The 22,867-nt window shown below is 63.6% G+C and carries 20 protein-coding genes and 1 pseudogene; 11 read left to right on the top strand and 10 right to left on the bottom strand.

What is annotated here, in order from left to right:
* The first annotated feature begins 72 nt into the window (after nucleotides 1-72).
* Entirely contained in the window at nucleotides 73-1,329 is a 1,257-nt protein-coding gene (locus ASD67_RS16830; protein WP_056349794.1) for an adenosylmethionine--8-amino-7-oxononanoate transaminase, read from the top strand.
* A 223-nt stretch (nucleotides 1,330-1,552) separates the two neighbouring features.
* On the top strand, nucleotides 1,553-1,984 hold the full coding sequence (locus tag ASD67_RS16825; protein WP_082545124.1) for a hypothetical protein: 432 nt from the start codon (nucleotides 1,553-1,555) through the stop codon (nucleotides 1,982-1,984).
* 2 nt (nucleotides 1,985-1,986) lie between these two features.
* Here the strand turns inward: ASD67_RS16825 and ASD67_RS16820 are convergent, their stop codons facing one another.
* From ASD67_RS16820 to ASD67_RS16795, 6 genes are all read right to left on the bottom strand, one after another.
* Entirely contained in the window at nucleotides 1,987-2,394 is a 408-nt protein-coding gene (locus ASD67_RS16820) for a hypothetical protein (protein ID WP_156377756.1), read from the bottom strand.
* Between the two features lie 14 nt (nucleotides 2,395-2,408).
* The gene (locus ASD67_RS23930; RefSeq protein ID WP_082545123.1) at nucleotides 2,409-2,750 is read right to left on the bottom strand and encodes a TrbC/VirB2 family protein; all 342 of its coding nucleotides are present in this window, start codon (nucleotides 2,748-2,750) and stop codon (nucleotides 2,409-2,411) included.
* A 627-nt stretch (nucleotides 2,751-3,377) separates the two neighbouring features.
* A complete protein-coding gene (locus tag ASD67_RS16810) occupies nucleotides 3,378-7,583 on the bottom strand; it encodes an RHS repeat domain-containing protein (protein ID WP_056349790.1) in 4,206 nt (1,401 codons plus the stop codon).
* A 106-nt stretch (nucleotides 7,584-7,689) separates the two neighbouring features.
* Nucleotides 7,690-7,893, bottom strand: a complete 204-nt coding sequence (locus ASD67_RS16805; protein WP_156377755.1) for a hypothetical protein — start codon at nucleotides 7,891-7,893, stop codon at nucleotides 7,690-7,692.
* A 327-nt stretch (nucleotides 7,894-8,220) separates the two neighbouring features.
* Nucleotides 8,221-8,388, bottom strand: a complete 168-nt coding sequence (locus ASD67_RS16800) for a hypothetical protein (protein WP_156377754.1) — start codon at nucleotides 8,386-8,388, stop codon at nucleotides 8,221-8,223.
* Nucleotides 8,389-8,543: 155 nt separating this feature from the next.
* The gene (locus ASD67_RS16795) at nucleotides 8,544-12,761 is read right to left on the bottom strand and encodes an RHS repeat domain-containing protein (protein WP_082545121.1); all 4,218 of its coding nucleotides are present in this window, start codon (nucleotides 12,759-12,761) and stop codon (nucleotides 8,544-8,546) included.
* Nucleotides 12,762-13,327: 566 nt separating this feature from the next.
* Between ASD67_RS16795 and ASD67_RS16785 the strand changes: the two genes are divergently transcribed.
* The 5 genes from ASD67_RS16785 (at nucleotide 13,328) to ASD67_RS16765 (ending at nucleotide 17,627) form a co-directional block, all read left to right on the top strand.
* Nucleotides 13,328-13,963 carry a YceI family protein gene (locus ASD67_RS16785; protein WP_056349779.1) on the top strand — a complete coding sequence of 212 codons (636 nt, stop codon included), beginning with the start codon at nucleotides 13,328-13,330 and terminating at the stop codon, nucleotides 13,961-13,963.
* A gap of 159 nt (nucleotides 13,964-14,122) precedes the next feature.
* A complete protein-coding gene (locus tag ASD67_RS16780) occupies nucleotides 14,123-14,611 on the top strand; it encodes a rhodanese-like domain-containing protein (protein ID WP_056349777.1) in 489 nt (162 codons plus the stop codon).
* Nucleotides 14,612-14,706: 95 nt separating this feature from the next.
* Complete coding sequence (locus ASD67_RS16775) at nucleotides 14,707-15,063, top strand: hypothetical protein (protein WP_056349775.1); 357 nt, start codon at nucleotides 14,707-14,709, stop codon at nucleotides 15,061-15,063.
* Nucleotides 15,064-15,313: 250 nt separating this feature from the next.
* On the top strand, nucleotides 15,314-16,978 hold the full coding sequence (leuA, locus tag ASD67_RS16770) for a 2-isopropylmalate synthase (RefSeq protein ID WP_056349773.1): 1,665 nt from the start codon (nucleotides 15,314-15,316) through the stop codon (nucleotides 16,976-16,978).
* Between the two features lie 202 nt (nucleotides 16,979-17,180).
* Nucleotides 17,181-17,627, top strand: a complete 447-nt coding sequence (locus ASD67_RS16765) for a hypothetical protein (protein ID WP_056349771.1) — start codon at nucleotides 17,181-17,183, stop codon at nucleotides 17,625-17,627.
* 161 nt (nucleotides 17,628-17,788) lie between these two features.
* Here ASD67_RS16765 and ASD67_RS16760 read toward each other — a convergent pair whose 3' ends face one another.
* The 3 genes from ASD67_RS16760 to ASD67_RS22680 form a co-directional block, all read right to left on the bottom strand.
* On the bottom strand, nucleotides 17,789-18,175 hold the full coding sequence (locus tag ASD67_RS16760; protein ID WP_200938053.1) for an endonuclease domain-containing protein: 387 nt from the start codon (nucleotides 18,173-18,175) through the stop codon (nucleotides 17,789-17,791).
* 219 nt (nucleotides 18,176-18,394) lie between these two features.
* Nucleotides 18,395-18,931 carry an SLATT domain-containing protein gene (locus ASD67_RS22685; protein ID WP_235535710.1) on the bottom strand — a complete coding sequence of 179 codons (537 nt, stop codon included), beginning with the start codon at nucleotides 18,929-18,931 and terminating at the stop codon, nucleotides 18,395-18,397.
* A 19-nt stretch (nucleotides 18,932-18,950) separates the two neighbouring features.
* On the bottom strand, nucleotides 18,951-19,835 hold the full coding sequence (locus ASD67_RS22680) for an SMODS domain-containing nucleotidyltransferase (RefSeq protein ID WP_082545119.1): 885 nt from the start codon (nucleotides 19,833-19,835) through the stop codon (nucleotides 18,951-18,953).
* 129 nt (nucleotides 19,836-19,964) lie between these two features.
* Between ASD67_RS22680 and ASD67_RS16755 the strand changes: the two genes are divergently transcribed.
* The 4 genes and pseudogenes from ASD67_RS16755 (at nucleotide 19,965) to ASD67_RS16740 (ending at nucleotide 22,540) form a co-directional block, all read left to right on the top strand.
* Nucleotides 19,965-20,969 (top strand): hypothetical protein, encoded by a 1,005-nt coding sequence (locus ASD67_RS16755; protein ID WP_056349769.1) that lies wholly within the window; start codon nucleotides 19,965-19,967, stop codon nucleotides 20,967-20,969.
* 393 nt (nucleotides 20,970-21,362) lie between these two features.
* Nucleotides 21,363-21,644, top strand: coding sequence for a hypothetical protein (locus ASD67_RS16750; protein WP_056349767.1), 282 nt, complete (start codon nucleotides 21,363-21,365; stop codon nucleotides 21,642-21,644).
* 25 nt (nucleotides 21,645-21,669) lie between these two features.
* Nucleotides 21,670-21,903, top strand: coding sequence for a hypothetical protein (locus tag ASD67_RS16745; protein ID WP_056349765.1), 234 nt, complete (start codon nucleotides 21,670-21,672; stop codon nucleotides 21,901-21,903).
* An 89-nt stretch (nucleotides 21,904-21,992) separates the two neighbouring features.
* Nucleotides 21,993-22,540: pseudogene (locus ASD67_RS16740) on the top strand (GNAT family N-acetyltransferase).
* Between the two features lie 8 nt (nucleotides 22,541-22,548).
* Here the strand turns inward: ASD67_RS16740 and ASD67_RS16735 are convergent.
* On the bottom strand, nucleotides 22,549-22,866 hold the full coding sequence (locus ASD67_RS16735; protein WP_056349763.1) for a hypothetical protein: 318 nt from the start codon (nucleotides 22,864-22,866) through the stop codon (nucleotides 22,549-22,551).
* Nucleotide 22,867: the final 1 nt, after the last annotated feature.

Genomic DNA, 22,867 nt, shown 5'->3' with positions numbered 1-22,867 from the left:
CGCCCTCGCATCCTTTCGCACCGGTGAGATCCCGGCCTTCGCCGGGATGACGGACTAGTATAAGGCGCGCGAATGACCACACCCCCATCCCCCGTCTGGCACCCCTTCACCCAGCACGGCCTCGGCGACACCATCCCGCTGATAGCCCGCGGCGACGGCGCGCGCCTCTATGATGCCGACGGCCGATACTGGATCGACGCGATCTCCAGCTGGTGGGTCACCACCCACGGCCACGCCCATCCGCGCATCATGGCCGCGATCCGCGCCCAGTCCGAAAGGCTCGACCAGCTCATCTTCGCCGGCTGGACCCACGAGCCCGCCGAGACGCTCGCCGTCGAGCTGATCCGCATCACCCCCGCCCCGCTCACCCGCGTCTTCTTCTCGGACTCGGGTTCGACCAGCGTCGAGGTCGCGCTCAAGATGGCGCTCGGTTACTGGTACAATATCGGCGAGCCGCGCAGCCGCATCCTCGTCCTCGAACACAGCTATCATGGCGACACGATCGGCACGATGTCGGTCGGCGAGCGCGGCGTCTACAACCGCGCCTGGCAGCCTTTGCTCTTCGACGTCGACACCATCCCCTTCCCCCACGAAGGCCGCGAACAGGCCACGCTCGACGCCCTCGAAGCCGCCTGCGCCCAACACCCAGCCGCCTTCATCGTCGAACCGCTCATCCTCGGCGCCGGCGGCATGCTGATCTACCCCGCGTGGGTGCTCGCCGAGATGCGCGCGATCTGCGCGCGCCACAAAATCCTCTTCATCGCCGACGAGGTGATGACCGGCTGGGGCCGCACCGGCACCCGCTTCGCCTGCGACCAGGCCGGCGTCATCCCCGATATCGTCTGCCTGTCGAAGGGGCTGACCGGCGGGAGCCTGCCGCTCGCGGTCACCCTCTGCATCGAACCGATCTTCGAGGCGCATTGGTCGACCGACCGCGCGAAAACCTTCTATCATTCGTCGAGCTACACCGCGAACCCGATCGCCTGCGCCGCCGCCAACGCCAACCTCGCGATCTGGCGCGACGAGCCCGTCCAGCAACGCATCGACACCCTCGCCGACGCGCAGGCCGCGCACCTCGCGATGCTCGGGCACGACCCGCGCGTCGAAAACCCCCGCCGCCTCGGCACCATCGCCGCCTTCGACATCGCCCAACCCGACGGCGGCTATCTCTCGGCCCTCGCCCCGCGCCTGATCGCCTTCTACCGCGACCACGGCGTCCTCCTCCGCCCGCTCGGCAATACGGTGTACGTCATGCCGCCCTATTGCATCACCCCCGAAGAGCTGGGGCAGGTGTGGACCAGCATCGCCGCCTCGCTCGACACCTTGTAAAGCGATCCTTCCTGTGGCGAAGCCATGGGGAGGGGGACCGCTCGCAAAGCGAGTGGTGGAGGGGCCGCGGCCTTGCGCCAACGCCTGCCGTCTTCATCGGCCCGAACCGAACCGCTATCGCCGCGATCCCGCGGGCGTGACTTGCCCGCGGGTTAGGCTTAGGTTCATCTCGCGCGCCTATCGTCGCCACAGGACGGGGACGGTTCGAGGGAATGACGCCAGAATGACCACGCCTGCCCGCCTCCTGCTCCCGCTGCTCGCCGCGCTGGCGCCGATGACGCTCGCCCTCGCCGTACCCGCGCACGCGCAAGCGCAGGACGAAAGCCTCGCCATGTCGTCGCAGCCGCCCGAAAAATTCTCCTTCCTCATCGCCTATGGCAAGGACGAATGCCCCGAGGCCCAGGGCGACGAGATCGTCGTCTGCGCGCAGGAGCCCGAGGCCGATCGCTACCGCGTGCCCAAGGAATTGCGCGAGGAACTGCGCGAAGAGGACAATGTCGGCGGCGGCAGCTGGGCCTCGAAGGTCGAGGGGTATGACGACATCGCCCGCCTCAGCCGCCCGAACAGCTGCTCGGTGGTCGGCACCTACGGCTTCACCGGCTGCACCAGCGCGATGCTGCGCCAATGGTTCGCCGAGCGCCGCTCGACGCGCTGAGCCTAGCCGCGCGGCGACCCGTCGGGGTTCGGCGGATCCCTGCGGCGCGGTAGCACCCAGTCCTTGCCGTCCGAGAGCCAAACGGCGTTGCCGTCGCGCACCATGATCGGCGCGTCGTAGAACTCGACCCAGAAAAGATAGGCCGTGAAATTGCCGACAAAGAAGGATTCGCGCCGACCTCCGCGATCGAACTCAAGATACACATCGGTATCGTGCTCGCCGAAGTGGCTATAGACGGCGCTCGTCTCCGCCCCGCGCGGGATGTCCCCGATCGCCACGGTCTTATCGGCACTGGTCAGCACCGCATTTTGGATATCGCGGCTGCCCTCGTTTGCGATCTCGAAATCATAGCGTGCGATACAGCCCGCCAGCAGCACCGCGCACAAGGCTGCCAGCCCCGACCGCACCAAGCGCCCCCGCCCGCTCATCGGATCAGCGAAGCCCCCGCATAAGGATCGTTGGGCTGCGCCGGCGGCGGCGCGGGCACCGGCGCCGCGGGCGGCACGCTCGCCGCAAGCTGCGCCCCGGCATCGCCCCCCGCCCCCGCCCATTGCATGAACGCCCCCGCGATCGTCGGCGCACCAAAGACGATGAAACAGCCCAGCACCACCACCGCCCCGCGCCGCACATCGATCCGCCCCGCGAGCATCGCAAAGCCGACCGCGGCGATCGCGATCGTCGCGACGCCGGTGGCGACGGGCCCGGTCGCGACGGCGGCCACCCACTGGCCCGCGGCGACAAGGACGCTGTCCGGGGCCGGGCTCATAGGGATGGCTTCTTCCGTCGGGTTGTCATGACCACGGAACCTTAGCCCCGATCGCCCCGATCACATAGCGGATGATGACGCGCGGCCCGATCGGGCCGAAGGCCCCGTCGTGCGCGCCCGCGCGTCGATGAAACCCGCACAGGGGCGATGGACATGGCGGAAGCTGCGGTACAGGCCGTCGCGTCCACCGGAACGGCGATGACGTCCCTATGGTTCGGCATCAGGAATGGGACCAAGTTGCCGCTCGCGCCTTCGCCGCCGCCTCGGCCAGAAGATCGAGATAAAGCCGGTAATTCCCATCTTCAAAGAAGGTCCGCTCGCGCCGATTGCCGCGCTGTGTCACATGATGCGGGACGCCGGGCAAAAAACCAGGCGCGGGAGGCGGGCCATGCGGTGGGTCTAGTATGACCTGGGAGTTAAGAAAACCGTCACCACAATATCTCAATTATGGGCGCCTTGACGTTTTTTCAGGGCTAATCCTATAAAAATTATATCCGGAAAAAAAAGAAAATACCAATGGAAGATATATATATTCCTTATATCCTGAAAGATATACTGAAATCAAAAACAGGACTATAGATATAGAAAAAAATTTAATATTTATATTTTTCATAGAGGCGAACCCTGTCACTCAGGTGGGCTAAACATCTCGCTACAACCGTAAATTCCTAATGCAGTTCCAGCAGCCTCCTTAACACCTGCAAATCCCCCACCAGTCATAGCGGTAAGTCCACATCCAAATCCGGCTAACATAGGAGGAGCATACATATCCCAAGTACTGGGAGGGACGATCCGTTCTATCGGAAGCTCTGCAAGCCGTGACGTAAACTGATGAAGAAGAAGGTTGTAGCTTTTTAACTTGAAGCATTGCGGACTGGGGTTTGAAGCGCCACGACATTCCTCCCTGATCTGCTTGTTAACTTGGGACAGAGCGTTCCGGAATTCCTTTGAAGCTCGATCACCCTTGGCCGGTGATCTATGCCCCTTCGCGTTGCCGCCTGTCTCGTTAATTACGGATAGACCTTCGGCACCCTGACATGGCGTGTCCTGCACCAGCCACGCCGCGAGTATCTTGATCGCCCTTAGCGAGCCGTCTTCTTGCACCTCCCAACGAACTAGGACCCAAGGCGTGAAACTGCAAAGTCCCAGAGGGTCAGTCCGATTCACCGGGTCGCTACCCACATAATTATACCAGTTCATCCCATCGGCATACCCGATCGGATCGGTCTGCATGAACCGTCCTAGCGTCGGCGAGTACATCCGCGCCTTATAATACCACATGCCCAGCTCGGGCAGCCAGGTCTGGCCGGTGTAGCCGAAGCGCCCGATATTGCCCGGCGCCGGGATGCCATATTCGTCATAGGCGTTGATATGGATCGTCGCGCCCGCCGAGTCGGTGATGCTCACCACGCTGCCGCGCTCGTCGGCCATCAGGAACTTGCGCGTCGTGCCGTTGATCGCGCTGCCGTCGTACCACACGATCGGATTGTCGATGCCGGGGCCGTGGACGTAGCGCGTCTTCACCGTCGATGGCGCGGTGAACTCGACGATCAGGTCGATGCCGTCATATTCGAACCGCGTCGGCGCCGGTTGGCCGGTCGCAAAGCTCGCCTGCAAGCGCCCCAGCGCATCATATTTGAACGTCGCGCCGCCCGGCCCGTCGGTCATCATATTTTCGGCGTTATAGGTGAAGGCGTTGGTCCCGTCGTTGGTCAGGTTGCCGCGCGTGTCGTAAGCGAAATTCGTGCTCCCCACGCTCATGATCCGGTTCAGCCCGTCGGCGATATAGGCGCGGTCGACATTGTAATGCGCCTGCCAGGCATAGGCATCGTTGGTCCGGCCCACGCTCGCGATCTGGCCCGCGGGGTTATAGGTGAAGCTCTGCGTCAGGTCGTGGATCGTCGCCGCTCCGCCCAGATTGTTGGTCAGCGTGTCGAGCCGCGACGCGGCGTCATAGGTGAAGCCCTGCACGCTGCCATTGCCAAAGGTCACGCTCGACCGGCGACCGAGATTGTCGAAGGCATAGCTCGCCAGCACCCCGACCCCGCTCGTCGCGCCGTTTTCGCGGATCTTGGTGACGTTGCCGGTGAGGTCATAGTCGTAATTGATCGTCAGCACCCCGCCCGGATAGGCCATCGTCAGGCGCCGCCCCGCGACGTCATAGGTATAGCTGGTGGTCCCCAGCATCTGCGTCTGGCTCGTCACCCGGCCGAGCGCGTCATGGACGAAGGTCAGCGGCGTGCCAGTCCCCTTTTGCGCGCTGAGCGCACGGCCGAGCAGGTCGTAACCATAGCTGATGTCTTCATTGGTCCCGCCCGGAATATCCTTCGCGGTCAGCCGGCCGAGATCGTCATAGGCGTAGCCGATGCTCGTTCCATCGCGCAGGCGCCGCGCCGTCACGCCGCTCCGCGCATCATAGGTCAGCCCTTCATAATCGCTCGCATTGCTGGCGTCGGCGCCCTTGGTGGTCGAGGGATAGCGCGTCTGCGACAGCCGGTTGTGCCCATCATAGATATAGGTCGTGCGGTTGCTCTCCGCGTCCTTCACATAATCGAGCAGCCCGTTGGCGGTATAGGCGGTGCGCACTTCGTCGGCAGCATCTCCCGTACCCACCGCATTCTCTACCTTGGTCACGCGTCCCTGATTGTCATAGCTGTTGCGGCTGATCCGGTCTGGACCATAGGTTGTCGACGTCGTCGCGGCAGTACAGGCGCTTGGCGGCAGCGAAGCCCAGGTTGCCGGGTTCATGCGCAGCGCGGTGCAGAGCATGCGATTGTCGCTGTCATAGCTATACTGCGCCACGCTCACAGCGCCCGCCGTGCCTGACATGACCTCCTTCATCTTGTTGCCGGTCGCCGTATCATAGACGATGTCGACCGTCTGATAGACGGTCATCGCGTTCAACGCCGGCTCGGTCGCGGCGGTTACCGTCCCCGTTTCGGCCTTGGTCACCCGACTCTGGACGTCGAAGGTCAAGCGGCTCGCAGCGCGCGGGCGCGTGCCAGCGCCATCCGGATCGGGTCCGATCGTCCCGCGCCGACGATCCTGCGCGTCATAGATGTAGGTGGTCGTATCGTCGGTTCCGGCGAGCGGCCCGTCGATGCTGACCAGATTGTCGCGCGCGTCATAGGCATAGCCGACCGCCGAACTGATCGATCCATTGCCCGCCGAGGTCGTGACCTTGGTCGGCAACAGGTTCGGATTGTTGTACTCGATCGCGATCTTGGTCTCGTTCGCAGTTCCTGCGCAGGTCGCCGCGGTCGCGCAGGCGGTGATCTGGGTCACCTTGTACTGCGTCGTCGTTTGCGGAATCAGCGTGTTGCTGGCGTCGCGCACCTGCGCCGTCAGCGCCGTGTAACTGTAATTGATCTCAGGCCGCACTCCCGTCTCGGTCCCCGCCGCATCGGCGTCGGGCGACGGCAGTTGGACACGCGTCACCTGCCCGTGCGTCGCGTCATAGCTATAGTTGGTCCGATTCCCCAGCGCATCCTGCGTCCAGTTCGGACTGTTGCACTTCGCGGAGATCGTACAGAGCGTGTCGTAATTGGCGGTGGTGACGATATCGGCGAGTCCGCTGCCCGATTTGGCGACATGGCGCGTCTCGGTGATGTTGCCACGCAGGTCGCGCGTGTAGTTGGTGTAATCGCCCTCGGGGCGTGTCTCGCGCGTCACCCGCTGAAAGGCATCATAGACGTAAGTCGTCGTCGCGCTGGTTCCCGCCACCACAGCGGTCGGCTGCTGCGGCGTCGGGTTCGACGTGACCGCGTCGGTCTCGCCGCCACCCGTCGTCGCGGTCGAGGTCGTGTTCGCGCCCGATGTCGTCCAGTTATAGGTGACCGTCTCACCGTCGCGGGTCAGCGACGTCGTGCGGCCGGTCGATGGCACGATATTGACGACCGTCGTATCGCTGGTCGCGCCCGGACGACGGATATTGATCTGGCCCGACGTCGCGGTGTCGATGCGCCAGGTCCCGTTCTGACTGTTGGTGATTTCGGTAACGCTGGTCGACGGGTTCGAGTAGCTCACCGTCGGCCAGGTGCCCGCGACGCCGTCGCAATTGTTCGCTGTGGCGTCGCAATAAACCTGGCTGAGATCAAGGAATTTGAGGGTCGCTCGCCGGTACCAACCCGGCGCCGTGACGCCCGTATAGGCGTTGGGTCCGATGTCCGACTGATATTTCACCTTCATGCCGAAGCTCGAATTGCTGCGGACGTCGGACAGACGATAGACGACATTACACACCAGCGAATCGTCTTCGGGCACCTGCGGGCCGCCGGGTCCTTGCGGATATTCGCAGCCATAGGGCGTTTGCCAGGTCAGCTTGTAGGTGCCGCCATCCGGTCGCGCGACGTCGGTCGGCACCGCGCAAAGGACGACACCACCGCCGGAAATGACCGGACATTGGGGAACGTTGACCACCCCCGCACCTAATATCGGACCCGCCAGCGACTGCGGCGTCATATAGACGATGGTCGTGCCGTCGGGCGCGCGATAGGTGAACTTGGTGTCGGCGATATTCTCGGTCAGGGTCGCGCCATTGCCCTTGTCGGCGCTCCACGATCCGCCGCTTTTCGTGAAGCGCTCCGAAATCTTGCCGAAGATCACGGTCGCATATTGGCCGCCGCCATAGTCCGACCGCACCAATTCGCCCGACCAATTGTCCCCGGCGCCCGTGCCATAATAGCGCACCATCGCGACGTCCCCGATGCCACCCTCGGGCATCGTGGTCGAAAAGCGCCCGGTGACGCGGTCGACGCCATTCTCGTCGCGGCTATCATAGGGCGGCGGCGTCTGCGCCGCGGCGGGAGCAAGCAGTCCTCCGGACGCGAACAAAAATAATGTGGCCAGTACCTTGCCAGCTGCCCGCGCCCCAAATGCCGTCATATTCCGATGCCCCCGATTTTCCCCGATCCGATGGCGCTGACGCGCCCGACAGCCCCTAGGGCGGAGGGTTCGGCGAGTTGGTGGTCTTCAATCGGGTACGGTTGTCGGCCTTGTCATGGGTGTATTCCACCGTGACATTGTTGTTCACGGTACCGGTGCGCACCACCTTCACCAGCCGCCCCTTGGCATCGTAACTATATGCGATCGTTTCTGCCGCATTAACCGCAGTAATTGGTACCAATATGGCAGCAATCGCCAACGCTGTTCGGTAGGCTCCCATAAGCGATCAATCCCCTTTGNCGCGAATCGAAGGAAATGCTCGATTTTCTATTTATTTGATCTTTAAGCTATCTTTGCGTGCCGTCCCCGTCAACTTGACCCCGTAAAATCTCCCCTCGCGGCGAAAAAGCACCGCCGCGCCCGGGGTCGCGCCATTGACGCCGCCCCCCGCGCCGCTCTGGCCTCCGCCCTCCTCCACCAGCCCGGAGCTTGTCCCATGCCACGACGGTGACAGACCATTACGGCGACAGCCTATTTTGCCCCCAAACCCCACTCGCCCCGGACTTCGGCCCGCGCTTTCGCGGCCTCAGAGCAAAAGGCCGGTCCTTGCCTCCATATCATCCAAGCATTGCGCCGAGCCGATCGGGCGACCGATGCGTTCTGCTTTGCGCGGCGCGGCATAGGCGAAAGCCTCGTCGAACGCTTCGTCCATAAAGGCCGTGAAGTCATCAACCCGCTCCAGCGCCGGTGCCATGGCAACCGCCCCGTCGTCGCGCGCTTCGCACAACGCCCGCGCTCGATCGATTGTATCGGGCGATCACGCCGCGAATTTAGGGCCTATTGCACCTGTCACCGCAATTCCCACAGCAATTCGCGTAATTCCAACATCTCGAGACAGGCAGAACCCTCCTACTTTTTGGCGGGACAGGTGCCCGACTTCTCGGCGTTAAGCTGCCTGATCCTCGCGTCTGTGGCGTTGATCCATGCATCTCTCATACCCGCATCCCTGCTGGCTCCCTCACCAGCCAGACCGAGAATAAATCCGACAGGGCCTAAGCTTCGCTTCGTAATCAACTCGCGCGCGCCCGCGCCGGTGCCCCCCAGGAACAGCACTGTGGACACGAAGCTAGCCTCGTTTCGTGCATAAATATCTCGGTTTCGGTCGAATTTTAGCGCGCTCATATCGTTATAACGCCAGCCTTGTCGCCATTTTGGCAGATCCGCCTTAGTATTGGCGGCCTCGCTTCTTAACGTCTCGCAAAAATCTTCCTGCGTCATTGCCGAGTCAGCGGCACTTTGGGCGAATTCCCCTGCACCGCCGCTCTGCATCGCCCTTGTGATAGAAAGCGTCCCGAGCGGCGTGGGCATTGGCACGGACCGCGTTCCCGTAACCACAATCTCATTCCTGTTCGGGTCATCCGGCGGACAGGTATTGGGCCGGCTAGCACAATCCTCCGACCGATTGATCGCCAACCCTAGCGGATCGCTATTGTTCACCGGATCGCTGCGCACATAGTTATACCAGTTCATCCCGTCGCCATACCCGATCGGGTCGGTCTGCATGAACCGCCCCAGCGTCGGCGAGTACATGCGCGCCTTGTAATACCACATCCCCGCTTCGGGCAGCCACATCTGCCCGGTGTAGCCGAACTTGCCGGCATTGCCCGATGCCGGGATGCCATATTCGTCATAGCTGTTGATCGCGATCGTCGCGCCCGCGCTGTCGGTCACGCTGACGATGCTGCCGCGCTCGTCGGCCATCAGGAAGCGGCGCGTCGTGTTGTTGATCGCGCTGCCCTCGTACCACACGATCGGCTCGTCGACGCCGGGTCCGTGGACATAGCGGCGGTGCACCGACGCGACGCCCTGATATTCGGCGATGCGGTTCGTGCCGTCATAGGTATAGCGGATCAGCGTCGAGCTGATATTGACCTTCGCCCCGCCGAGCCGCGCCAGCGCGTCATAGCGGAACAGCGACCCGCCCGGCCCGCCGGTCAGCAGGTTGTCGGGGCTATAGGTGAAGCTGTTCGTCCCATCGCTCGTCAGGTTGCCGCGCGCATCATAGCCGAACGACGTCGCGCCCGCGCTCGCCAGCCGGTTGAGTCCGTCGGCGACATAGGCGCGATCGACATTATAATGCCCCGGCCAGGCATAGGCGTCGTTGCCGCGCGCCACGCTCGCGATCTGCCCGGCAGGGTTATAGGCGAAGCTCTGCACCAGATCGTGCGTCGTCGCCGAACCGCCGAGGTTGTTGGTCAGCGTCGCCAGCCGCTGGTCGGTGCCATAGGCGAAGCTCTGGACGCTGCCGTTACCGAAGGTGATGCTCGAACGCCGACCCAGATTGTCATAGGCATAGTCCGCCAGCACCCCGACCCCGCTCGTCGCCCCATTTTCGCGGATCTTGGTGACATTGCCGGTGACATCATAGTCGTAATTGACCGTCAGAACGCCGGCCGGATAGGCCAGCGACAGCCGCCGCCCCGCCGCATCATAGGTGTGCGTCGTGGTCCCCAGATGCTGCGTCTCGCTCGTCAGCCGTCCCAGCGCGTCGTGCGCGAAGGTCAAAGTCTCGCTATTTCGCGTCGCGCTGAGCGCCCGGCCGAGCAGGTCATAGCTGTAGGTCGTGTCGTCGACCGTGCCCGTCAGGTCGCTGAGCGTCACCCGGTTCAGATTGTCGACCGTATACCCGATGCTCGTCCCGTCGCGCAGCCGGCGGGTCGCGACATTGCCGTTGGCGTCATAGGTCAGCTCTTCATAATCCGCTGCGTTGACCGCATTGGCGCCCTTAGTGATCGAGGGATATTCGGTCTTCACCTGACGGTTGTGCCCGTCATAACCATAGGCGGTCCGGTTGTTTTCGGCATCGACGACATAGGCGAGCTTGCCATCCGCCGTATATCCGGCAACCACTTCGTCCGCCTGCTCGGGGGTCCCGACCGCAACTTGAACCTTTGTGACCTCGCTGGCCGCATTGTAGCTTATCTTGCTTATGCGATCGGCTCCAAAGCTGCCTGCGGTTCCAAGCGTGCAGGCGCTGATCGGCAATGATGCATATATCGACGGGTTCATGCGCTCTGCGGTGCAATCGACACGCCCCATGGCATCATAGCTTACCTGCGTCACCGCTTGCGTCGCCGCCCCCGAATTGAGTTCAGTTTTGGCCGGACGCGCATTGGCGTCATAGGTCGTCGACCTATTCTGCGACACGGTCATCGCCGCCCAATGCACGTCGGACTGGCTGTCCACATTGCCGACCTCGACATTGATCGGCTGATTGTCCAGATTATAGGTCGCCCGCTGGGCGAGCGGCTTGCGCGCGCCCGCACCGTCGGGATCGGGACCCACCACGCCGACCACCCTCCGCCGCGCGTCGTAGCGCGTCCGGCTGGTGTCGTCGGCCCCCGCAAGCGGGCCGTCGACGGTCAGCCGGTTGCCGATATTGTCATAGGTGAACGCCGTCGCCGTGCTGAGCGCGCCGTCGCCCGAGGATTGCGTCGCCGAAACCGGCAGCAAGTTGTTCGCCGTGCCTGCCACCTGCGGCCCGTAACCGACCACAGCCCTGACCTCGTCGGCGGTCGCCGCGCAACTGGCCGTCGTCTGACACGTCGACACGCCCGTCAGGCGATAGACCGGCGCCCCCGATGCGACGATCGAACCCCCGCTGTTCTTTGCATAGGCCTGGTACTGCTGATAGGTGTAGCGTGTCTGCGGCCGTACCCCGCCCGGCGTTGCCGCGGGCAGCGTTACCGTCAGCACGCCGCCGTGATTGGGGTCATAAGTATAATCGGTCTGGTTGCCCTTGGCGTCGCGCGTCCATAGCGGCTTGTTGCAGACAAGCGCGTTGGCGCAATTAGCGTCGAAGCCCGCAGTTGTAACGATATCCGCAAGTCCCGATCCCGTCTTCGCAACGCGCCGTGTCTCGGTCACATTGCCGCGGGCGTCGAGCGTGTAGAGCGTCCTATCGCCGTCGAGATGATAAATCTCGTTGACCCGCCACTTTGCGTCACGAATATAGCCGGTGTAGCGATTGCCCGGATCATATATCCCCCAGAGCGCATATTCGGTCGCGTGAGAACGAACCGACCTTGAATATCCGCCCGGCCCGGAGACATCGACTCCACGCTGGTTACCATTGACCCATTCGCTGTAGTTGTAGGTGACGCCCTCATTGGTCAGCGTCGAAACTTTACCGCTGGTATATCCAACTGTCACGCTGTCGCTCGCCGCCGTGGCGCGCCGAATACCCAGGATGGCCTGTCCGCTGCTGCTATAGGTATAGGTGCGAACGGTTCCGACCGAATCCGTCACCGTTTCAGTCGTTCCCGACTTGGCGTAGCTTACATATGGCCACGGGTTGCTCAGTGCACAACTGTCCGCGACGGGATCGCAATATTCAACACCATTGTTGATCGCAGTCGCCTTGGCGATCGTCTTCCACGGCGTATAGCTGGGCCAGTCGGTCATCGAATTGGCGGCATATTCCAGCTTGATCTGATAGCCGAAGCGATTGGTCACCGACTGGACACGCAGACTCGTATTGAGGGCCGTATCGCACGACGACCCGTTCCACGAACCAAAGCCGCACCACTGTCCCGCCTTGTAGTGATAGGTCCAGCGGTCGCCGCCTGGAAAGGTGATGTGCCGGATCCAGCCGACATTCGATCCGAACGTGTCATATTGATTGCCGTGCGGCGCAAACACCGCGACCGTGCCGTCCGGCGACGTATAAACATAGTCGCTCCCGCTCAGCACCAGCGTCGCGCCATTGCCTTCGGTCGAAACGAAAGTCGGATAACTGGCATAGGAGAAACTGTCGGATGACCCGCCGATGCTGACCACAAAAAGGCCGCCCGTATTGTTGATCGTCGCGACGAAATTGTTGCGCCACTCCCAGCCGCGCCAAACGCGCTCGAACGCCATGCCTTGGTCGCCCGATCCAATCGAGACGTCGGTCGCCGACGTGTTGAAGCTACGCCGCATCAGATCGACGCCATTCTCGTCGATGGACTGACGGACCGGTGGCGGGCCCGACTGCGCCAACGCCTGCGTTCCGGTCCCCGACGCGATGATCGTTCCCGCCAGCAGCGCGGCGATCCGCATATTTCCCCTGTTGCGACCCTGTTTCATACAAACCCCTGCGATGTGCGCCTCGGCGCGGGACAAGCGGGCGCTGTCGCGGCGATGCCCATCGCCCCGTTTCCTGCGCCCCGATCTGTTTCTGGTGAGCGGCCAAACGCCGCCCGAACCCGCCCTTAGGGCGGCGGGTTCGGCGAGTTGGTGGTCTTCAGCCGGGTGCGGTTGTCGGCCTTGTCATGAGTATATTCCACCGTGACATTATTGTTCACGGTGCCGGTGCGCACGACCTTCACCAGCCGACCCTTAGCATCGTAACTATACGTGATAGTTTCCGCCGCGTTAACCTCAGTAATCGGCACCAATATGGCATAAATCGCCAATGCTGTTCGGTAGATCCTCATAAGCGATCAATCCCTTTTTNCGCGAATCGAAGGAAATGCTCGATTTTCTATTTATTTGATCTTTAAGCTATCTTTGCGTGCCGCCCCCGTCAACTTGATGACCGCGAAATCGTCCATTGCGGCGAAAAAGCGCCGCCGCGCCTGGGGTCGCGCCATTGACGCCGCCCCCCGCGCCGCTCTAGCCTCCGCCCTCCCCCATCAGCCCGGAGCTTCCTCATGCGCTACGCCCTCCCCCTCGCCGCCATCGCCGCGATCATCGCGGTTCCCGTCATCGCGCAGCAGAGCGGCCCGCCGGGCGCGCCTGACAAGGCGCGCGTCACCGCGGGCACCTATGCCGCCGACCCCGGCCACACGATGGTCGTGTGGGAAGTCGATCATTTCGGCTTCAGCAAATACACCGGCCTCTTCGGCGACGTCACCGGCACGCTGGTGCTCGATCCCGCCAATCCCGCGGCGTCGAAGGTCGAGGTGACGATCCCCGTCGCCAAGGTCACCACCGCCAGCGCCGGCCTCACCGGCCACCTGCTGCGCGCGGGCAAGGACGGCGGCAAGCCCGACTTCTTCGGTGCCGCCCCCGCCGACGCCAAATTCGTCTCGACCCGCGTCGTCCTCGACGACGACGGCGACGAGGCCAAGGTCACCGGCAACCTCACCCTCAACGGCGTCACCAAACCCGTGACCCTCGACGTCGATTTCCACGGCGCCGGCAACAACCCGTATAACAAGAAGGCGACGATCGGCTTCAACGCCGAGGCGACGATCAAGCGCAGCGACTTCGGCATCGCCTTCGGCATCCCGGCGGTCAGCGATACGGTCGACCTCGAAATCCACGCGGCGTTCGAGAAACAGTAAACACCCTCGTCATTGCGAGGAGCGAAGCGACGCGGCAATCCAGAGCGTGCGTAAGCCGCCCTGGATTGCTTCGCTTCGCTCGCAATGACAACGGGACATGGTTCATCGCCCATCCATCCCCTACCCCCTAACCTCCCGCCACCAAGAGGGAGGATCATCATGCGCAAGGCCCTGCTGCTCGCCGCCATTCTCGCCGCGTCCCCCGCGCTGGCGCAGACCAATCCGCTGATCGATTACCCCGGCTTTCAGGCGCTCACCGCCGAAGTCGGGCCACAGCGCGCCGAACGCCTGCTCCCCTTCGCCGCATTCAAGGCCGAGGCCGCGAAGCCCGAAGTCCTGCTCCTCGACGCCCGCTCGAAGGATGCCTTCGCGCGCGGCCATATCGCGGGCGCGGTCAACCTGCCCTTCACCGATTTCACCGCCGACAGCCTCGCGGCGGTCGTCGGCGCCAACCCGGGCCGTCCCATCCTCATCTATTGCAACAATAATTTCGCGAACAACCGCGCCCCGGTGCCGACCAAGGCGCGCCCGCTGGCGCTCAACATCCAGACCTTCATCAACCTCGTCGGCTATGGCTATGCCAATGTCTGGGAGCTTGGCGACGTCGTCGACTTCGACGATCCCGCGGTCGGCTGGGTCAAGGGGTAGCGCACCGCCGCACCCCATATTGTCACACGCACCATGTAGGAATCGGGCCGGGGCCAGACACGCCCCTCCCCCAATTCCCGCAAGGAGCGTATGTGATGAGCGAACTGGTACGCGAAATCGTCGAAGTGAACGCCTTCATCGAAGGCGATGAGGACAATCCGCTGCTCACCGTCGAGGCCGAGGGTCTGGCCGCGACGACCGGCTGGACCGCCGTCCGGCTCGACGCGCATGTCTATATCACCCCGCCCGAGGACGGCTATCAGGACTTCGACCTCGTCGGCGATCGTCCGGCGGAAACGTCGGCCGACGCCCTCACCCCGGTCGAGGCCGCGTGGGAAGGCCCGCTCGACGATTGGGTCGTCGGCGTCCGCGTCCACGCCATCGACAATCTGGTCGAGGACGAGATTTTCGAATTCGAGGAAGAGGATGACGCCGACAGCGAGGCCGCCTGACGCCCGCCGCCGCCGCATCCCCCCTGCGCCGGACCGCGAACGCCGTATCGCGGTCCGGCGACATTTTGCGCCCCTCCCCCTTGCCAAGCGCGACATTTTGCATCATTGGGTCGCCCATGCGCGGCAACGCCCTCCTTCTTCTGCGACTTACACGCCCTTGGGCGTGACGATGACGCTGCGCCCAAGGTGGCGCGCGACCGCCCAAGGGTAATTCGACACCAACTCCCTTCTCGCAGAAGAACCCAGACCCATGACCATGCTCCGCGACCCTTCGGTCAAATATACCGCTTTCCCGCAGGTTCCCCTGGCGAACCGCGAATGGCCCACCCGCGTCACCACCAAAGCGCCGATCTGGCTGTCGACCGACATGCGCGACGGCAATCAGGCGCTGATCGACCCGATGGATGCCGAAAAGAAGGCGCGCTTCTTCGACCTGCTCGTCCGCGTCGGCCTCAAGGAGATCGAGGTCGGCTTCCCCAGCGCCGGCGCCACCGAGTTCGACTTCATCTCCGGCCTCGTCCGCAATGGCCGCATCCCCGACGACGTCACCCCGCAGGTGCTGACCCAAAGCCGCGCCGACCTCATCCGCACCAGCTTCGACAGCCTCGCGGGCGCGAAAACCGCGATCGTCCATGTCTATAATGCGGTCAGCCCCGGCTGGCGCCAGATCGTCTTCGGCATGGAAATGCCCGAGATCAAGGCAATCGCGATCGAGGGCGCCAAGCAACTGCGCGACAATGCCGCGCGCCTGCCGCAGACCAACTGGCGCTTCGAGTACAGCCCCGAAACCTTCTCGACCGCCGAGCTCGATTTCAGCCTCGAATGCTGCGCCGCGGTGATGGATATCCTCCAGCCGACCGCCGAAAACCCGATCATCCTCAACCTGCCCGCGACGGTCGAGGCGGCGACCCCCAATATCTATGCCGACCAGATCGAATATTTCGCCAAGAATTTGCCGAACCGCGACCGCGCGCTGATCAGCCTGCACACCCACAACGACCGCGGCACCGGCGTCGCGGCGGCCGAACTCGGCCTGCTCGCCGGCGCCGACCGCGTCGAGGGCTGCCTGTTCGGCAATGGCGAGCGCACCGGCAACTCGTGCCTCGTTACCATCGCGCTCAACATGTACACGCAGGGCATCGACCCATGCCTCGACTTCTCGAACATCGACGAGGTCATCGCGACGGTCGAATATTGCAACCAACTCCCCGTCCACCCGCGCCACCCCTATGGCGGCGAACTCGTCTACACCGCCTTTTCGGGCAGCCATCAGGACGCGATCAAGAAAGGCTTCGCCGCGCGCGAACGCCAGAATGACGAACGCTGGCACGTCCCCTATCTGCCCATCGACCCCGCCGACCTCGGCCGCAGCTATGAAGCGGTAATCCGCGTCAACAGCCAGTCGGGCAAGGGCGGCGTCGCCTGGGTGCTCGAACAGGACAAGGGGCTGAAACTGCCCAAGAAGATGCAGGCGAGCTTCAGCCACATCGTCCAGGCGCTCGCCGACGAGACGAGCCGCGAACTCGGCGCGGAGGACATCTGGGGCGCCTTCGAAACCGCGTATCTGACGGTCGAAAACAAGCGCTTCCAGCTCGTCGACTGGTCCGAAAGCCATGCCGGCAGCGACCGCATCTTCGCCGGCAAGCTGACGATCGAAGGCACCCCGCGCACCGTCAGCGGCCGCGGCAACGGCCTGATGTCGAGCGTCATCGCGGCGCTCAGCGAAAGCGGCGGCCCGATCATGGACATCGTCGACTACAGCGAACACGCGATCGGCCAGGGCAGCGGCGTGCAGGCCGCAGCCTATGTCGAATGCCGCACCGCCGACGGGCGCAGCCTGTTCGGCTGCGGGCTCGACACCGACGTCGCGACGGCGAGTGTGCGGGCGATACTGTCTGCCGCCAACGGCGCGTAGAAGTCAGCCCCTCCACCACTCGCTCCGCGAGCGGTCCCCCTCCCCATGCCTCCGGCACAGGGAGGATTTCGCGCCACCCACCAATCCTCCCTGTCGCGAAGCGATGGGGAGGGGGCCGCCCGAAGGGTGGTGGAGGGGCACCGGCGCCTTAAGCAATTGAAAAGCACGCCATGCGATCTTCCGTCTCCGGGGGAGAATAGCCATGCGCCAATGCACCATCGTCATCCTGATCGCAGCGGGCCTTGCCCTGACCGGTTGCGCCAAGCCGTGGGAACCCGAACGCGGCCCCGGGCCGCTCAAATTTGTGGACGCCTGCCCCGGCCGCAAAGCGCCCGTCGTCGCCGACTTCGGTCCGCAAGGTGTCACCGCCGCCTATCATTTCGTCGTGACGGGCGCGTCGGAAAAGGAGATCGCCGCCCTGATCGACCGCGCCGAAAAGGCCGGGCTGGAGGTCCATCTCGCCTCGCTGACGATCGTCATGAACGGCACCGACGCGCTGTTCGCCAGCAGCAAGGCGCCGCTGCTCGACCAGCCCGCGGTCGACGCCGAATTCGCGGCGATCTGCGCGATCAAGGTCCGGAGTACCCACCTGACCAACGTCCAGTACAACCGCGTGGGTATCGAGGATCAGTGGATCCGGATTCGCTGAGCGAAGCACCCGGCCTCTCTACCCCTTCGTGGCCCGCTCCCCTTCGCTTCGCGACAGGGAGGATCTGGCGCCGTCCTCAAAAATCCTCCCTGTGCCGAAGCCATGGGGAGGGGGACCGCCGCGAAGCGGTGGTGGCGGGGCGATAGCGCCGACCCATCGCCTCAACGCGACGTCACCAGCGAAACCACCCCCGCCACAACCCCATCCACGTCGCGCAACACATCCGCAGCCGCCACCCGAACAACAACAAACCCCTGCCCGCGCAACCAGTCGTCGCGCACCGCGTCATGCTCCACCCGAAAATCATGCGCCAACCCATCGACCTCGACGATCATCCGCGCATCGGGCGCATAAAAATCCGCCACATAGGCCCCCACCGGATGCTGCCGCCGAAACTTCACCCCGCCCGGCCGCCCCCGCAAGTGCTGCCACAACAGCACCTCGGGCGGCGACATAACCCGCCGCAACCCCCGCGCCGTCTTGACGGTAGCCTTGGAAGTCTGCCGCAACGCGTCCTCCCACAAATCCTCCCTATGGCCGAAGGCCATGGGGAGGTGGCAGCGCGAAGCGCTGACGGAGTGGCAATGGCGCAACGTCGCCGCCCCTCCACCAACGCCTGCGGCGTCGGTCCCCCTCCCCATGCCTACGGCACAGGGAGGAAGTCAGAAACCCAAATCCGCGCCACCCCGGACCAAACAAATCCTCCCTGTCGCGAAGCGATGGGGAGGGGGACCGCTCGCGAAGCGAGTGGTGGAGGGGCCGTAAAGCTATTGACCTAGTTTAAGGGCTGGCGGCAAAAACTTATCAATTTCTCCCGGCTGAAAGCTATAGTCCTCAAGCTTCTGCAGACCGTTCTGCGCCTTCAGATATGCCTTCGGCGTCGTACCGGGCGCTGATTTGTAAATCGCAGCCAGTGAGCTTTGAAGTTCATCCCGACGAATGCGGGCCACGTCTGGCGTTATCGCTCCACTGGCCGAATCCGTCAGCAATGATAGATAAGACTCTCGGATTGCCCACAAATCCGCAGCCGTATCCCTGTGCTTTTGAGCTGCTGCCCCCGGATCAAAACCCTTCATGTAGCCAGTTACAAAGAGCGAAATCAGAGAGACACCCGCGGTTATTACTTTGAGGAAAAACTCGTCCGTAAAAAGCGTCGCGAGAGCCCCTGATGTCGTTATTGCTGCTAGAACGATCTGAGCGATTTTATATCTCGCGAGCGTAGACGCGCAAATATCACCCTGCTTTTCATGCGTTTTATGGGCATATATGACGCGGGCGAAACACTCCCGGATTTGGCTGTCCAAGGTGTCTTCCAAGGCAGCGCTAGGGATAGGTTGAACCAAAGATTTCTCTCCATTTGTTTCGGGCAGTCATCGGATAGCCGTCGGTCTCGTGTTTAATCGCACTGACGGCTGTATCGTATGCGCTCGCCGCTCGTGCTTGGAAGTTCCCCTTTTTCCAAACGTAAGAGCCGCTACCTGGCGCACGCCAATAGGTTTGAGCCGTGTCAATTTGGGAGAGGTAGAACAGAAAATCACGGACAAGGAAATCATGGTATAAGAATGATTTATCCTTGTAGGCCCATCCTGCTATGAATTGAAAAGCCAGAGTGTCTATCAGCATTCCGCTCATGGGAACGTTGTGTCGGTCCCTCCAAATTCGCGCCATCCGGCAAATCGCTTTGAGATTTCCATTTGCTGTTACGGAATCGCGCGCGGCAAACGCCGTCATTTCTCCGCGAGGGTCGCATATCTTCCAAGACCCTCCCCCATTTGAGTCCGGAAAAGTGAAGGTTTTTCCGTCGTCATTCAAGAAAACCGGAAGGATTTCAAAGGTTATCCCATCGTCAAAGGCGACAACCACCACCTGCCCATCACCACCAATGCTCGTTATCGAGTATGTTTTCTGAATCGAGGTTCTAACGGCCTGTAATAGCGCAGATTGCCCGTTCGACTCATATGCATCGTACTTATGATAGGTTGTGTTCGGTAACGTGAAAGCCACGTCTAGATCGCTCACCCCTTTCGCTGCCGTATCGCGGCCATATGACCCTACGTACAAGCTATGAGACGTTTCCGAATCTGTCGACCAGAAGTCCCTATTTAGCTGCTTCGTCATGCGCTTATAACGATAGGATATGCTATTAACCATATCCATCGGTATCAAATAGTTAGCTCGAAAGGCCTTGAAGTTCTCTGAAACGCTCATTCATTCAATTTTGCATAATTGTCGACCAAACTCCACCGTTCAAAGACACCACCAACCAAATTTCCCCTTTCCTAAAAAACACCCATATGGTTCATTCTATCAGTTTCACTTAACCACAGGAGCGACTCGATGGAAAACCTTGCCCATGACCCCGCCGACATCCCCGCCCCCGCCAGCTATCACTGGACGCCGCGGCTCCAGCGCGACTTTCTCGAACATGTCGCCACCACCGGCTCGGTGACGATCTCGGCGGCGCGCGTCGGCATGTCGCCCGCCGCCGCCTATCAGCTCAAGCAGCGGCCCGCGGGCGCGGCGTTCCGGCTCGGCTGGGCGGCGGCGGTGCTGATCGCGCGGGGCCGGCTCGCCGACGAACTGCTCGACCGCGCGATCTGGGGGCATGAGGAGACGACCACCATCATGCGCGAAGAGGACCGCAGCTTCGTCAAGCGCCGCCGCACCGACGCGCGCCTCGGCCTCGCGATGCTCGCGCGGCTCGATCGCATGGTCGAAACCCGCGCCCGCGCCGGCGAGGAGATGCTGGCGCAGGTCATCGCCGGGGACTGGACGGGCTTCCTGACGCTATTCGACGCCGCCGAGGCCGCGCGCACCGCCGCTCCCGCCGGGGACGCGTCCGAAACCGCCCCTGACAGCGCCGACGCCGCCCGGCCGGAGGGCATGGCCGCCGCCCTCGCGCTCTGGCTCGCCGGGCGTGACAACCGGACCAACCCGCTCGCGGCGCTGTGGCGCGGCAGTGCGATCGCGGATGAAGTTGCGCAGTTTTCCGACGATTTCGACGACGACATCGACGTCGAACAAACCCCCGAGGAGGAGGCTGCGGAGATGACCGTCTGGCACGACGACGAACGCGGCGAATGGCGCACCAACTTCCCGCCGCCCGAAGATTTTCTGGGTATCGAGGAAGGCCAGTTCGGCGACGGGACCTATGAACGCACCCTCGACCCCGACGAAGAGGAGGCGATGGAAGCCGCCCGCGCCGCCGAAACCGCCCCGCTGCGCACCGCCGGCGAAGCCGCCCGCCGCGCCTTCTTCGGCCTGCCGGTTCCGGCGAACGACACGGAAAAGAAGGACGAACAGGATGTTTCGCGCAAAGACGCGAAGACGCGAAAGCGTTGAGACCTGAAGGGCCGTTTTCGGGCGTTTGCGGCTCTATTCTTCATCGTCACCCCGGACTTGATCCGGGGTCCCGCTGGTCAACGTTGCAGAGCGGGCCCCCGGGTCAAGCCCGGGGTGACGTGAAAGGAAAAGGGCGTCGTTCCTGTTCCCCGGCGAAGGCCGGGGCCCAGAGCGGTGTAGGACCTACGTTGCGTGGTCACGCCCTGGACCCCGGCCTTCGCCGGGAAACGGGTTCTGGCGGAGCGTCCGCACCCCACCCCGTCACCGCCCGCCCCGCGCCTTACAATCGCCGCCGCGCATCCCCATATCCCCCTCATCGCGGCACGCCTTCCCGTAAGCCGCCGCGACTGAGAGACATGCGCTGCGCTCCCGCTTACCGACAGGAGCCGTCCCATGGACCAGCCGCCCGCAACCCCCGCCGTCACGCGCCGCACCAACAGTCCTTTCCGCAAGCGCGGCACCCCGCTGCCGTCCGCCGACGCGCGGCGCCAGGGCGACATCAGCCAGCTCGCCTATCTCCGGATGGGCGGGCGCGATCCCGCCATCGCTTTCCTCAACACCGACCATGACGCGCTCGGCGGCCGGCCGCTCGCCATCGCCACCGCCAGCGCCGAAGGCTATGCCCGCGTCGCCGGGGTCATCCGCGCCTGGACCGCACCGGCGGACGCGGCATGAGCCGCGCGATGCCAGGGAACGCGGCATGAGCCGCGCCATGAACGTCACCCTCGACGAAGCCGGGGTCACCGACATGTGCCGCGCCGCGGGCGTCGCGATCAGCGCGATCGAGCCGCTACCGAACGGCGGCACCCGCCTCGTCTGCGTCTCGCCCGACGGTGCCGACCAGATGCGGCGCAAGCTCAAGAAACATCTGATCGACGGCGAGGTCGCGCGCCACCGCTTCTACCGCGCCCCCGGCGCCCCCGGCGGCTACTGACCGCGCGGCGCCTGGCCGCGCGCCACCTGACCGGGCGCCACCTGACCGCACGGTTGACGCGGGCGCGGCGGGCGCGGCATGGCGACGCCATGTTCACCCACCGCCCCTTTACCAGCCGTCTGGCCACCCCTGCCGACCTCGCCGCGCTGCGCACCGTGATGGCCCTCGCCATCGCCGAACTGCAAAAGGGCTTCCTCACCCCCGACCAGATCGCCGCCAGCAACGCGGTGATGGGCCTCGACACCCAGTTGATCGCCGACGGCAGCTATTTCATCATCGAGGATGCCGACGGCGCGATCGCCGGCTGCGGCGGCTGGTCGCGGCGCGCCACCCTCTATGGCGGCGACCACAGCAAGGATCTGCGCGACCCCGCGCTGCTCGACCCCGCCACCGACCCGCACGCATCCGCGCCATGTACACCCACCCCGATTTCGCAAGGCGCGGCGTCGGCCGGCTGGTCATGGCGCTCTGCGAAGACGCCGCCCGCGCCGCCGGCTTTGCCCGCGCCGAAATGATGGCGACCTTGTCGGGCGAACCGCTCTACCGCGCCTGCGGCTATACGCCGATCGAGCATGTTGCGGCGCCGGGCCCCGACGGCGTCACCGTGCCGCTGATCCGCATGGGAAAGCCGCTCTGACGGGCGCCCTAATCCGCGACCCAATAATCGGCGGCGCCATCCGGCTCGCCGCCACGGCGGCAGACGATCTCGCCGTCCTTCGACAGCTCGGCCCAGCCGCCGATCGGCTCATGCTCCATCATCGCCAGCGCCGCCGCCACATCGGGCGCCTCGAACGCGACACGCTTTTCCATCCCGAACCACCGGTCCTCATAGCGCAGCACATAGGTGGTCGCCGCGCTCGCTTCGACGGGCGGCGGCGCGGCATCGGGAGCCTGGGCGGCGGGACGCGGCAGGCAGGCGCAGCCGCCATCGCGGCCTTTCGGATTCTGCTGGGGGAGCTTCAAA

Origin of the sequence: Sphingopyxis sp. Root1497 (genome assembly GCF_001427085.1) — a bacterium.
Lineage (GTDB): Bacteria > Pseudomonadota > Alphaproteobacteria > Sphingomonadales > Sphingomonadaceae > Sphingopyxis.
The sequence above is the reverse complement of the archived record's forward strand: the minus strand, read 5'-3'. Positions and strand labels throughout refer to the sequence as shown.

What these genes read in the sequence shown, in the direction of transcription:
- ASD67_RS16830 (WP_056349794.1), top strand. Translation starts at nt 73, where the DNA reads ATGACCACACCCCCATCCCCCGTCTGGCACCCCTTCACCCAGCACGGC.
- ASD67_RS16825 (WP_082545124.1), top strand. Translation starts at nt 1,553, where the DNA reads ATGACCACGCCTGCCCGCCTCCTGCTCCCGCTGCTCGCCGCGCTGGCG.
- ASD67_RS23930 (WP_082545123.1), bottom strand. Translation starts at nt 2,750, where the DNA reads ATGAGCCCGGCCCCGGACAGCGTCCTTGTCGCCGCGGGCCAGTGGGTG.
- ASD67_RS16800 (WP_156377754.1), bottom strand. Translation starts at nt 8,388, where the DNA reads ATGGCACCGGCGCTGGAGCGGGTTGATGACTTCACGGCCTTTATGGAC.
- ASD67_RS16795 (WP_082545121.1), bottom strand. Translation starts at nt 12,761, where the DNA reads ATGAAACAGGGTCGCAACAGGGGAAATATGCGGATCGCCGCGCTGCTG.
- ASD67_RS16785 (WP_056349779.1), top strand. Translation starts at nt 13,328, where the DNA reads ATGCGCTACGCCCTCCCCCTCGCCGCCATCGCCGCGATCATCGCGGTT.
- ASD67_RS16780 (WP_056349777.1), top strand. Translation starts at nt 14,123, where the DNA reads ATGCGCAAGGCCCTGCTGCTCGCCGCCATTCTCGCCGCGTCCCCCGCG.
- ASD67_RS16775 (WP_056349775.1), top strand. Translation starts at nt 14,707, where the DNA reads ATGAGCGAACTGGTACGCGAAATCGTCGAAGTGAACGCCTTCATCGAA.
- leuA (WP_056349773.1), top strand. Translation starts at nt 15,314, where the DNA reads ATGACCATGCTCCGCGACCCTTCGGTCAAATATACCGCTTTCCCGCAG.
- ASD67_RS16765 (WP_056349771.1), top strand. Translation starts at nt 17,181, where the DNA reads ATGCGCCAATGCACCATCGTCATCCTGATCGCAGCGGGCCTTGCCCTG.
- ASD67_RS16760 (WP_200938053.1), bottom strand. Translation starts at nt 18,175, where the DNA reads ATGGCCTTCGGCCATAGGGAGGATTTGTGGGAGGACGCGTTGCGGCAG.
- ASD67_RS22680 (WP_082545119.1), bottom strand. Translation starts at nt 19,835, where the DNA reads ATGAGCGTTTCAGAGAACTTCAAGGCCTTTCGAGCTAACTATTTGATA.
- ASD67_RS16755 (WP_056349769.1), top strand. Translation starts at nt 19,965, where the DNA reads ATGGAAAACCTTGCCCATGACCCCGCCGACATCCCCGCCCCCGCCAGC.
- ASD67_RS16750 (WP_056349767.1), top strand. Translation starts at nt 21,363, where the DNA reads ATGGACCAGCCGCCCGCAACCCCCGCCGTCACGCGCCGCACCAACAGT.
- ASD67_RS16745 (WP_056349765.1), top strand. Translation starts at nt 21,670, where the DNA reads ATGAGCCGCGCCATGAACGTCACCCTCGACGAAGCCGGGGTCACCGAC.